The sequence below is a fragment of the Pauljensenia sp. C0254C2 genome (genome assembly GCF_056583835.1).
This window is the reverse complement of the sequence record NZ_JBWPJO010000004.1, coordinates 83,651-95,616: the sequence shown is the minus strand read 5'-3', so window position 1 is coordinate 95,616 and position 11,966 is coordinate 83,651. Positions and strand designations below refer to the sequence as shown.

General features: G+C 60.5%; 10 protein-coding genes. 4 read left to right on the top strand and 6 right to left on the bottom strand.

Annotated features, from left to right (window positions below):
- Window positions 1-7 precede the first annotated feature (7 nt).
- The 3 genes from AC1DA5_RS04480 to AC1DA5_RS04470 are packed head-to-tail and all read left to right on the top strand — an operon-like array spanning window position 8 to window position 2,533.
- Complete coding sequence (locus tag AC1DA5_RS04480; protein WP_058237017.1) at window positions 8-628, top strand: SAF domain-containing protein; 621 nt, start codon at window positions 8-10, stop codon at window positions 626-628.
- Window positions 625-1,935 carry a CpaE/TadZ family protein gene (locus AC1DA5_RS04475; RefSeq protein WP_480289352.1) on the top strand — a complete coding sequence of 437 codons (1,311 nt, stop codon included), beginning with the start codon at window positions 625-627 and terminating at the stop codon, window positions 1,933-1,935. Before AC1DA5_RS04480 ends, AC1DA5_RS04475 begins: the two co-directional genes overlap by 4 nt.
- Before the next feature lie 46 nt (window positions 1,936-1,981).
- Window positions 1,982-2,533, top strand: coding sequence for a DUF6912 family protein (locus AC1DA5_RS04470; RefSeq protein WP_157886370.1), 552 nt, complete (start codon window positions 1,982-1,984; stop codon window positions 2,531-2,533).
- A gap of 12 nt (window positions 2,534-2,545) precedes the next feature.
- Here the strand turns inward: AC1DA5_RS04470 and AC1DA5_RS04465 are convergent, their stop codons facing one another.
- From AC1DA5_RS04465 to AC1DA5_RS04455, 3 genes are read right to left on the bottom strand one after another with little or no spacing between them, the layout of a single operon-like run.
- Window positions 2,546-5,737, bottom strand: a complete 3,192-nt coding sequence (locus AC1DA5_RS04465) for an AAA family ATPase (RefSeq protein ID WP_480289349.1) — start codon at window positions 5,735-5,737, stop codon at window positions 2,546-2,548.
- A complete protein-coding gene (locus AC1DA5_RS04460) occupies window positions 5,734-7,005 on the bottom strand; it encodes an exonuclease SbcCD subunit D (protein ID WP_480289347.1) in 1,272 nt (423 codons plus the stop codon). The genes AC1DA5_RS04465 and AC1DA5_RS04460 overlap by 4 nt, the downstream gene beginning before the upstream one ends.
- A 53-nt stretch (window positions 7,006-7,058) precedes the next feature.
- Window positions 7,059-7,868: an inositol monophosphatase family protein gene (locus AC1DA5_RS04455; RefSeq protein WP_058237012.1), complete on the bottom strand. Its 810-nt coding sequence runs from the start codon at window positions 7,866-7,868 to the stop codon at window positions 7,059-7,061.
- A gap of 93 nt (window positions 7,869-7,961) precedes the next feature.
- On the opposite strand from AC1DA5_RS04455, the gene AC1DA5_RS04450 reads away from it, so the two are divergent.
- On the top strand, window positions 7,962-8,702 hold the full coding sequence (locus AC1DA5_RS04450; protein ID WP_480289346.1) for a glutamine amidotransferase: 741 nt from the start codon (window positions 7,962-7,964) through the stop codon (window positions 8,700-8,702).
- Between the two features lie 101 nt (window positions 8,703-8,803).
- On the opposite strand, the gene rsgA is transcribed toward AC1DA5_RS04450, so the two are convergent.
- The 3 genes from rsgA to AC1DA5_RS04435 are packed head-to-tail and all read right to left on the bottom strand — an operon-like array spanning window position 8,804 to window position 11,816.
- Entirely contained in the window at window positions 8,804-9,877 is a 1,074-nt protein-coding gene (gene rsgA / locus AC1DA5_RS04445; protein ID WP_480289345.1) for a ribosome small subunit-dependent GTPase A, read from the bottom strand.
- The gene (locus tag AC1DA5_RS04440; RefSeq protein ID WP_480289343.1) at window positions 9,874-11,313 is read right to left on the bottom strand and encodes a 3-phosphoshikimate 1-carboxyvinyltransferase; all 1,440 of its coding nucleotides are present in this window, start codon (window positions 11,311-11,313) and stop codon (window positions 9,874-9,876) included. Before AC1DA5_RS04440 ends, rsgA begins: the two co-directional genes overlap by 4 nt.
- Entirely contained in the window at window positions 11,310-11,816 is a 507-nt protein-coding gene (locus tag AC1DA5_RS04435) for a DoxX family protein (protein ID WP_070726395.1), read from the bottom strand. Before AC1DA5_RS04435 ends, AC1DA5_RS04440 begins: the two co-directional genes overlap by 4 nt.
- Window positions 11,817-11,966 lie beyond the last annotated feature (150 nt).

The window sequence follows — 11,966 nt, the reverse complement described above, 5'->3', positions numbered from 1 at the left end:
GCCACATATGAAGAACACCGCCCGAATACCGCGCCGGCGCAGCGTCATACGTGATCCGCGATTCCTGATCGGCATCGCACTCGTCACGCTGTCTATCCTTGCGTGCACACTCCTTGTATCTCATGCCCGCGGCGGAGTGAGCATCTATCAGGCAACGCGCGACATCGCTCCGGGAGAACCGCTGGACACGTCGAATCTGCAGATCGTGGATGCACGGCCCGAAAGCAATGCGTATGTGCAGCGCGATGAGCTTCCTGACGGAGCGCTGGCGTCGCACAGCATCGGAAAAGGTGAGCTGATTGCAACGGGAGCAGTGACAACGGACGAAGACGACGATTATCGCCGCCTCGTGATCGACATAGGTGCCGGACTACCGGAGTCCACTGCTACCGGCACATCCATTGAACTGTGGTCGATCCCTTCAGCCTCCATGAGCAAAGACCATCAGTCCCACCCAACGGTCGTATCGGGCAACGCCGTTTTTATTCGCAGTGTCGAGGGCGCCGCAGGAATCGGTGCTGCATCGGTGCACAGAATTGAAGTACGTATCCCATTTTCTGACGTCTCAGCCGTGCTTGAAGCTACGGGAGGAAACGGAACGATCACGGCCGTTCCGATCGGACAATGAGTGGGCCGATCAGTGTGATCGTGTGCGCGCCGACCCAGACGGAGGGGCGCCTCGTCCAGGCGATCAACGAAAGCGAGGAGTTTACTGTGTCGCGCCGGTGCGCTGACCTGACGGAAGTGCGGGCATGCGCGCGCTCATCGGTTGCACAATGCGCCATTATTGATGCTGATGATCCTGACCTTGATGCCCGCATCGTGGAGGACCTGCACGCGCACCATATCGGTGTCATTGTTCTCGCGCCCCTGGCTGATGCGCCGTCCTTACGTGCGCTGCATGCTGATGGAATTGCTCAGCCCGATTCACCTGATGGGATCGTGGATTCGCTGCGCGCCTTGGGGATGAGTGCATCTTTTTCTCCGGAGAGCGGTGAGCTTCCCCAAACGGGGGAGGATGCGTCCGGCCGACGGGAAGCCCAGATAGCGCATCAAAAGCGCTCCTACGCATTTGCCGACGGTGATGACGAGTTATCAGACGGGCAGCGCAGCGTTGACGGGACTGCGGAATTCGGGAAGATCGTCTGTGTGTGGGGGCCGTCAGGTGCTCCCGGAAGGTCGACAATAGCATTCAACGTGGCGGCGGGTGCGTCAGCCAGTGCGCGCGTCCTCCTCGTCGATGCTGACACGTGTGCACCATCCCTGGCTCATATGGCGGGTATTGCGCAGGATGCGTCGGGTATCGCTGTGCTCTCACGGACTGCTGCGCGCACTGATGTCGGAGCCGACGAGATTCGGGGAGCTGCAGTACCACTGACCGATTCCCTCGACATTCTCACGGGAATCACGTCGCCGCAACGTTGGCGTGAGGTATCACCGGCAGCGGTGGTCAGCGCACTGTCGGCGGCCCGCTCGCTGTATGACCTCATCATCGTGGACGTGGCTGCAGCAACGCTGGATCCGGTGGCACCGGGGAATCGGCATCAGGGGTGGCGCGATGACCTGGTCGCGGCAATTGTGCGGAACGCTGATGCGGTGATGTGCGTGTTTCGTGGTGATTCTCTGGGTATCAATCGGCTTGTGGACGCGTATCAGTGGGTAGGCCAGATCGCCCCGCACGTCGAGCCGATCCTGGTGGCCAACCATGTGTCATCGTCGGGAGCAGGGCCTCGACCTGTCAACGCGATTGTCCAGGCCCTCGCTCCGGTGATTCCCGGGCGCAGTATTCAACTTGTCCCGGAGGACTCGCGCGTGAGCGCCTCCCTGCTGCACGCGCGGGCAATTGTTCATGCCGAACCTGATCAGCCGGTCGGTCAGGCGTTGGCCGCGCTGACCCAGGTGGTGTTGGCTGTGCTTCCTGAACATGCTGCGTGATGCTCACCGCGGCAAGCGCGCGGCACTGATGTGGGACACTGGAGGCATGCGATTGTATGTGCCAGCGGTTTTAGACGAGTTATCTGCCGATCAGCCGCCTGTTCGACCAGGGTATGTGGCGATTCTTGAGGATGGGCTTCGAGGCGACGACATTGAGGAGCGTGAAGACTCTGCGATGAACCAGGCTGCTCTCGCCTCACTCGAATTGATCCGCGATCGCCGCGATGCAGAGGACGAAGAAGATGGTGATGAGGCTCGCGCATGCCTTGATTCACCTGCCTTCTGTGTGCCGGCACGCCGAGTTGTCATCGCGTGTGAGGCTGAGGCTGAGGTCAGCGATGAGGCAGGCGACCTGGCTGCTGTGCATGTTGCACAGGCACGTCCCCAGACGTACCGGTGGGATGATGTGGTGGCTTTCTTCATTGATGACGCGGAGGCGGCGCCGCTGGTTGAGCGCGTGACGCAGGCCCTCACTGAGGACGATGTGACCGGGGCTCTTGACGCGCTGTGGGATGAACCGTTGCTGTGGTTTGACGCGAGTGAGCGCACCACGTGCGCTGGTGGTGGCATCGTCAGCTGCGGCCGTACCCGCGTGTGATTCTCGAGGTGCCTATGCGCGTACCCGCAGTGTTGATCCTCCCGATGCCACTGGTATGACTTCGATCTGGTCTAAGATCCGCGACGTCATGTCTGCGACGTGCGAAATCACGCCGATGGTACGCCCTGATGTGTGCAGGGACGCCAGCTGCGCCATCACCGTGTCGAGGGTGGAGGAGTCAAGTGACCCGAAGCCTTCATCGATGAACATCGTGCGCAGTTCGATGCCACCGTTTTCGGTGGTCACGACATCGGACAGGCCCAGTGCCAGAGCAAGGGAAATGTAGAATGTTTCTCCTCCCGATAACGTCTTCGGGGAGCGTACCTTGTCTGTTTCATGGTCGAGTACCGTCAGGCCGAGGCCTTGAGCTTTATTGCGCGAATAGTCCTTGTCTGAACGAATCAGCTCGTAGCGCCCGTTCGAAATTGTCATGATACGAGGGTTAGCGCAGGCCAGAACGTCATCCAGTCGTCTACCGAGCACCCAGTGGGACAGAGAAGTTTGCGGTGAGTCCGCCGAGAGCTGACCCGATGATGCCAGCTGCGAGAGGTAGTCAAGCGGCCCGAACGCGTCGCGGTTCTTCACCAGTGTGTCGAGGCGTTCCTGAACAGTTGCCACAGCTTTTTTCACATCGGCAGCAACCTGCGAGCTGGCGCCGGCACGTTGGGCTGCTTCACGCGATACTGACTGAGCGTCTTTGTAGCTGCGCGCTGCCGCGTCAACGTCGGGACTCCGGGACGTGTCAACGTCTTTCAGGCGCTCGGATTGCAGGGAATTGTGCACGTGTGCGTCATCTCGATCAAACGCTGTGATGCGAGCATCCATTTCGCTGATTGCCACGTCGGTGCGCATGTCAGCGCGCACCTGGGCGGTGCCACCATCGCCTTCTGCGTAGCCGTATCGTTCGAGGGCATCCGCCTGTTCAGCCAGCGCCTGGTCGACGGCAGCTCGCGCGTGGATGGCGTTTTCACAGGCTTGTCTCAATGTGTCAATGGCGTCGATCTGCACTGTGATGTCGTGATCTATGTCCTGCAAGGTCGCTTCGCCATCGCCGTGGGCGCGCGCCGCTGTACACCGCTTCTCATCAGTATCTAGAGCTGCCTGCGCCGTTTCAATGTCGTGAGTCAGGCGATCACTGCGGCGGAGCAGGTCACGGCATGACTCGTCGTCACGTGTGCGCTGCGTCCGAAGCTTCTCGGCGGTCTTCTGGTCGTGTTGCACCGCTTGTAGAGCAACTTTCAGAGCGTCGATTGTGCGTGCTTCGTCTGCCAGTGCGGCTGTCAGATCCTCCACGCTTCCGTCAGCTTGCTGCCCGAGGGCATCCCATGTGGAACGAATCGATGCGCATTGCGCGCTTAATTGGGTGAATGCATCCTGTTCCTGCTGATACTGCACGTGCAACTGGTCGATGTCAGCAGGATCGACGGTGCCCGCCTCGCCTGCCTGGGCAGGGGATGGGTGCTCGGTTGAGCCGCACACCGGACACGGCTTGCCGGATTCCAGAGTCGAAGCAATACGCAGGGCTGACTGCGCGAGCAGTGCGCGCCGCGCCTGCTGTATAGTGTCATGAACTGTGTCGATGCGCGCCTGAGCTTGTTCAGCTTCGCGTATCGTGTCTTCTAACTTCTGAGCAACAGTGACGGCACGGCGCGCGGCGTCGAGCCGCTTGTCGAGAGCCTCGTGGCGCGTTTGAGCCGCGGTGAGGTCGATCGAAGCGGTCGTTGCCCGCTCATCGGACGCAGCCAGGGCTTCCAACTGTTCGGCATCGTTGCGCATGCGCTGACGCAGCAACTCCTGCTGCCGGTTAAGCTGCTCGAGCTGACTTTGTTGCCCCTGCAAGGCTTCGCGTCGCTCTGGCAAAGCGGCCTCCACGGCGGCCAGTTCAGAGATTTTGATGTGGCGAGCGTGCAGAGTGTCATGGGCGCGGGTCAGCGTGAGCACCGTGGCAGCTATCTCACTGTCATCTGCCAGGGAAGGCTCGCGCGATTCGTCGGTGTCCAGACCTGACAGGTAAGCAGGATCGACGTGGGCACTGCGGGCAGCAGCCATCGCGTCCGCCAGTGCATCGCGCGCGTCGACCTGGCGCGTTCGAGCCTCGTCCAGGCGATGGAGAACAGGAATAACGTGAGCTGCCTGGCGTGCTCGAGCCAGTTGGGTGCGCACTGCGTCAATGTCTTGACGCTCAGCGTTGAGTGTGCTCGCGCGTTTTTCCAGTTCGATGCGCTCACGCACACGCCGGGCGAGGTCAGTCGCGGCTTGCAGCTGCTTGCCTAGTTCTTCTGCAGTGTGCGCACACTCATGCGAGCGCTTCAGATCATCGTGTGCTTGATGCTCAAGAATCCTCTGACCATCCTCCAGATGCGTACGTATGGCAGCATCGTCAATGCCGATCAACTCAACCAGCATGGCGGCAGTGATCGGTGGAGAATCGTGTGCGCTGAGCTCTGCCGTCGACTGGTTTTCGTCGGACCCACTTTCCTGGGCGCTGGGCGGCGGTGTCGAATCAGGGTCTGTGCCACCGAGTGCCTGCCATAACTGCGCGGGCAGTGAGTGAATCAGTGAACTGACCCGTTGCTGATCGTGTTCGAGGCTTCCTCGCGCCGCCTTGGCCTTCTCCTTCAGTGCCGTTTCGAAATTGACGAAAAGAGAAGTCTGGAAGATGCTGGATAGCAGTGCGTGACGATCTTCAGATGAGGCAGTGAGAAACTGGGAGAATTTTCCCTGCGGCAAAATCGCTGTTTGCAGATACTGAACGCCGTTAAGACCGATGAGGTGAGTGATCTCAATATTCGTATCTTTGACTCCGGAACAGAGCGCATCGACGGTGACGTAGGTGCCGGATTCGTCGGCTCGAACCTTTTCCAGGTGAGCACTCTGGTTGATGGCAGTCTTACGGCCTTCACGCGTGAACTGGGGAGTGCGCGTCACGCGGAAGATACCCGCATCTGTTTCAAAGACCAGGGACACGCGCGAGGGTGCCTTCTCATCAACCAGCGTTGAACGCAGACGTGCATTATCTGCATCGCCTTGACGTGCAACTGTGCCGTAAAGCGCGAAGCTCACGCAGTCAAGAATCGTCGATTTTCCAGCCCCGGTCGGACCGTGCAGCAGGAAAAGCCCACCATCGTCGAAGCGCGTGAAGTCCACTGTGTGGTGAGAGATAAACGGGCCAATACCTTCTAGATCAAGGCAACGAATTTTCATTGGACGCTCCTGACCTGGATCTGCTCCCACACTGAATCAATGACGGACCGCTCTGCTTCATTCAGGGAACGGCCGATCGTCTGCTCGAAGTACTCGTCAATGACGGCACGATCTGAGCGCGCGGCCTGTCTGCTCGGACCGGTAAGGCGTTGGCTGGCGGGCACGGGTGGCGCATGCAAGATGGCGAGCGCGTAGGGAAAGACGTGACGGATGCGTGCAATCAGGTCACGCGGACGAATGTCGTCAGTTACCGTGATCGAGACGAAGTCGTCTCTCTGCTCCGCATACTGGTCAGAAATAACCTGTTCAAAGGGCCCCTCGATCACGTCGAGATTGCGCCAGATAGGGGTGGGAACGGCCTCAATGTCGGTGAGTGTGCCTCCGTCAATATGAAGAAGCGTCACCGACTGGGTGGAGGAAGCCTCAGAAAAGGAAAACGGCATAGGTGATCCGCTGTAGCGGATCGTGGCGCTGCTTCCGCTGATATTTTGCGGCCGGTGGAGGTGGCCGGCAGCCACATAGTCAATACCGTATTCGTCGAAGACACCCGCTGGCACCGAGGCGACCCCACCGACCTGGATGTCGCGTTCTGATTCAGATGGGGCTCCGCCTGTGAAGAATGCGTGCGACATGACGATTCGCACGCCGTCATCGCTGTTCAGAGCGCCACTGGACTCATCGTTGTCACGCCCGCCGTCATGTCCGCCGGTCGCCTCACCGCTGCGCATACCGTGTCCACCGTGGCGAGCCTCGATATCGGCACCGATTCGGCGCAACGCAGCACTCATGACGGCCTCATGCGAACGCACCAACGGAATCGCCTGGCCGTCCTCGTCAATAATGTCAGACAGGGGTTCGCGCACCAGGTCAGGCTCGAGGTAGGGAATCGCGTAGATGGTAGCATGCTCACCGTCGCTGGACGTGACGACGATGGGGCGGTCAATGTCCTCGATGGTGGAAGCAATCGTGAGTGAGTCTTGAAGAAAAGGAGCGAGGTAGCCCAGCCGAATGGCGGAATCGTGATTGCCGGGAATGATGATGACACGAGTCAGTGAACATAAGCGAACAAGGGCGTCCGACAGAGGACGGAGAACGTGGGCGGGAGGGACTGCTCGATCGAATAAATCGCCGCTGATGAGGAGCGCATCGACGTGGCGCGACTTCACCAGATCGATGAGCCACTCGAAGAAGAGGTCGCGCGCTGGGGACAGGTCGGCCCCGTGCAGGGTGCGGCCAACATGCCAGTCAGAGGTGTGCACAATCAACATGCTGTCAGTGTGCCCCATGCCATGTGCATTTGCGTACCGCCCCGGCAAACACCCTAATCAGAGGTGCTGTCAGGCCAATCCAGCTGGGTCAGAATCTCCTTGTGAATCAGTCCGTTGGAGGCACACGCATTGTCACCCCACGGGCCGTCCTCGCCGGTCAACGACGTGAAAGAACCGCCAGCTTCAGTCACAATCGCACAGCACGCCGCCATATCCCACACGTTCAGTTCCGGTTCGCATGCTGCATCGACCGCACCTTCAGCGACCAGCATGTAGCTCCAGAAATCACCGTAGGCACGGGTGCGCCAAAATGATGACTGTAGCTGGAGGAATTGCCCTCCTCGATCATGGTGGAGCCATCCGTCCAGCGAGGAATACGACAGGGACGCATCCTCGATCGAATCCACCTTCGACACGGAGATTTTCTTCGCTCGCATCAACGAGGTGCCGGTCCACGCTCCCTGGTCAGCAGCAGCCCACCAGCGCCGCTTCAACGCGGGCGCAGAGGCAAGTCCCATCACGACCCGATCATCTTCAACCAGAGCGATCAGCGTTGCCCACACCGGCACACCGCGCACAAAATTCTTCGTCCCGTCAATCGGATCGATGATCCACCGGCGGGCAGAATGGCCCGACGAGCCTCGTTCCTCACCGACTACCGCGTCGCGCGAGCGCACGTGGGACAGCTGGGAGCGGATCAAATCCTCCGCCGCACGGTCAGCATCGGTTACGGGAGTGAGGTCGGGCTTGGACTCAACCTGAAGATCCTGCGCACCGAAACGATCCATCGTCAGCGCATCCACCTGGTCTGCGAGGACGTGCGCCAGGCGGAGGTCCTCAATGTAACGGCGAGTATCAGACATGCTTCTACAGTATCGGCATTTGGCGTGTAAAGTCCTATCTCACGGCGGCGCTTCGCTGAGCGCAGCGCGGCACATTCCGTTTACAGTATGGACATGTCACAACCATTCCTCATGCTGACCTCACGTAGCGAAGAAGTCGTTGCACGCGATGAGCTGATTAACCTGCCGCGCCTGGCAGGCCTATCATCCGATGAGATCGTCCATGTGCGAATGGAAGCTGACCCCTTCCCATCAGTCAACTTCGACGAGTATTCCGGAATCATTCTGTGCGGATCACCGTTTGACGTGGCCGCTCCTGAAGACCGGAAAAGTCAGGTACAGCACGATATTGAGCGTAACCTTTTCGCACTCTTTGACCGCCTCCTCGACGAGTCCTTCCCCTTTTTCGGAATCTGCTACGGCCTGGGTCTACTTGCTGTGCATCAGGGCGGACGCGTCGGACCTGAAGCTGCCGAGGAGATCTCCGCACCGCAGATGACACTCACGTCGGCCGCCGCAGGGGATCCGCTGTGCGAGGGAGTGCCCGACACGTTCCGCGCATTCGTCGGCCACCACGAGGCCGTGACCGCCATGCCTGACAGTGCTGTGCTCATTGCGCAGGGACCGCCTATCGCGCCAGTGCAGCTGATCAGGGTAGGGGAGTCGTGCTGGGCCAGCCAGTTCCACCCCGAACTTGATCACGCAGGTATTGACGTGCGAATCCGCGAATATGCGGACCGGGGTTATTATGCGCCGACTGAACGTGCCCGCATTGAGTCGGAAACCGCGTCGGCCGATGTGTCGGGCGCGCACTTATTCCTGCAAAACTTCGCTCGCCATTTCCGCCGGGGCTGAACTGCTTCTGGCTGCCAGGCTGATCTTCGCGGTCGGCTCAGCTCCCGCAGTCGGCCTGGCCCCTCAGGGGCGGCTAGCCCGAGTGCGCCGATCGGCGCGCGTCAGTGGTGAGCTCTTGCGCTTGCCGTGGACTCGAGAAGTCGGCGCGCCGAATCGACAATCCTGCGCCTCCTGTCCGATTCGTCACTGCTGACCGGTTGCGCGTTGAAAGGTTCCTGCCCACTGATCCATGCGTCCAGCGCGCATGAAGGCTCCGACTCCAGATGCGTGCACATCGGCAAGCACCACGAACACACATCCTTCAGCTCAGGGAACACCGCCAGTACATCGGATTCGTCAACGTGGGCCAGGCCGAAGGAACGGACCCCGGGCGTGTCAATCACCCACCCGCCTGACGGCAACATGAAAGCTTCCAACGACGTGGACGTGTGCCGCCCTCGTCCAGTCACGGCATTGACGTGACCCACACTGCGATGCGCATCGGGTACCAGCGCATTGATGAGCGTGGACTTACCCACTCCCGAATGGCCGACGAGCACCGACGTCCTGCCTTCCACGTGAGCGCGCAGTTCCCCCAAACCAGTCGTGACTTGCCCACAGCCGCCTTCATCGGTTCCTGTTGCTGTCGTCACGACAAAGGGAACACCAAAGCCGTCGTAGGTACGAATAATGTCGTCAGCAGGCGCCAGGTCAGACTTCGTCAGGACGACGAGGGATTCCATACCTGCCTCATGTGCGGCAACCAGACACCGGTCAATCATCCCGATCCGAGGCGGCGGACTGGCCAGCGCCGTAACGATCACCATCAGCTGCGCGTTTGCCACGATGATCTTCTCGCGCTGTTCAGGCACATCCTCACGCGAGCGCCGCAGCACCGATGAGCGCTCCTCAACAGCGACGATGCGCCCCAGAGTATCTTTCGCACCCGACAGGTCTCCCGTCAGCCGCACTCGGTCACCGACAACGACAGAGCCGCGACCCAGCTCACGAGCCTGCACTGCAACAATGCGTACACCGCTATCGGCGGCAACAATGAAACGCCCGCGGTTAATCGCAATAACGCGACCCAGCGGGCGGGTCGACCAGTCCGGGCGCTTCTTGGTGCGCGGCCGGGATCCTCGACCAGGACGCACTCGCACCCGCGGATCATCAGTGCCGATATCGCGTCTGTTCACTGATCCCCACTTTCGGCCGATGCGACCGTCGCCTGCCACAGCGCGACAAAATCAGGCAGTGTCTTACCTGTCGTCCCAATATCGAAGACGCGCACGCCGTCCACCACCAGTCCGATGATTGCTCCGAACGTCGCCATGCGGTGATCGTGATACGTGTGCAGGTCCGCTGCGTGGAGCGCTCGCGGGCGAATCGTCAGCGCATCAGGGTGCTCTGTTACGTCACCGCCCAGTCGCTCGATCTCGGTGCGCAGAGCGCTCACACGATCCGTTTCATGCCCTCGCAGATGACTGATTCCCGATAGATGCGACTCGGTCGATGCGACAGCTGCCAGCGCCGCCACGGTCGGCGTCAGCTCACCAATGTCACTCATATCACGGTCAACGCCGAGCAACCGGCCACGCTCGGGGCCCTTCACGCAGAGGATCCCGTCGGCATCCACGTTGACCTGCCCACCCATCTGCTGAGCGATCTGACGAAACGCGTCACCGGGTTGCGTCGTGTGCAGGGGCCAGTGCGGGATTCGCACCTGCCCACCGGTGACCAGAGCAGCAGCGATGAACGGCCCGGCGTTCGACAGGTCGGGCTCGATGGCAACGCGGCTCAGGATCGGTAGCTCCGGCTCAATAATCCACGAGGGAGCCTGTGCGTCGGTTGGTGTTGTGCTGCCACAGGTCGCACTGTCAGGGCCGTTCAGGCCACCCTCGTCTGTGCCGGAGCGAACGGTCACACCCCATTCCTGGAGGGTTCGCACGCTCATCTGAATGTGCGGCAGAGACACCACCCGGCCAGTGAGTCGAATCTGAACCGGCCTGTTCATACGGGTGGCGAGCAGGGGAGCGCTCAACAGCAGCGCTGAGGCAAATTGTGACGACTCGTGTGTATCAACGTCAATCGTCATCGGTGCATGGCGGTTGGTCACGCCATCACTGCCGCAAATATCAGCGGGAATCCCGTCGAGTTCGAAAGGCAGGAAACCTGGTTCGCCATGACAGGTGATACGAGCGCCGGCACTGGTCAGAGCGCTCAGGAGTGCATCCAGAGGGCGTACGCGTGCTCCCTCGTCGCCGTCAAAAAACGCGTGCATGCCGGCCGCGGCGCACAGGGCGGGCACGAAACGCATGACGGTTCCGGCAAGGCCGCAGTCAATGTGTGCGCGCGCCTCGCCCATCGTGTGCCGAGAGGGACGCACGCGCGCCGATCCTGTGGAATCCCAATCGACAGTGCAGCCCAATTGTTGGAGCGCATCGGCCATCAGGCGTGTGTCACGCGAATCCAAAGCTCCGTCGATCACACACTCATTCGTACTCTGAGCGGCCAGAATGAATGCACGATTGGTCAGCGATTTTGAACCGGGAACTGTGACGCTGGCATCGATTCGCTGGTGAGGTTCGATGAAAGGCGCGGACCAGAGGGGAAGCAAAGCCCCCGCCGTCATGCCTGATAGACCTCCGAAGCGTCATCCCATGCCTGACTTCGTGCCGCACGCAGCTCGGAGCGGTGATCGGCCCAGTTGCGCAGCTTCCACGTGGCGGATGGGCGTCCCTCACGGTCGGTCGAGGCGATGACCAGGCCGCCGAACAAAGCGAAATCCTTGATCAGGCCGTTCCTCCACGCAGCGCGCTGATCGGGGGTTCCCTCCGTCCACACGGGGTTGTTCACCAGAGCCAGAGGGATGGAGGTCAGAGCCAATACCGCTGCAGAGGTTCGTGTGGCCTTGCCCAGAGCCAGTGACACTCCGGCGACAGCGGTCACGCCGCCCAGTGCGCGTGTGGCAAGTTTGAGCTGGCCATCGCTCAGCGTCAGGCCGGTCTTGTCAAGCAGCGGACGTGCCGGTTCAATGCGCTCCACGTGTTCGTCAGGATTCCTGATTGCGCTCACCCCGGTTGCAATGAATGGGAGTGCGAGCAATGGTCGTGCGACTAGGCGAAGAATATTCATGATCCTATGGTCTGCCCTTCTGGATGATCTGGCGACTGTGAAGAAGCGATGGAACAAATTCAGTTCCCCGCTCGTTATGAAGTATATGAGGCAACAGAGCATCCGCGGGGCTTTTCAGGCAGGTGACACGCGATATCAGGTGGGCGTGAC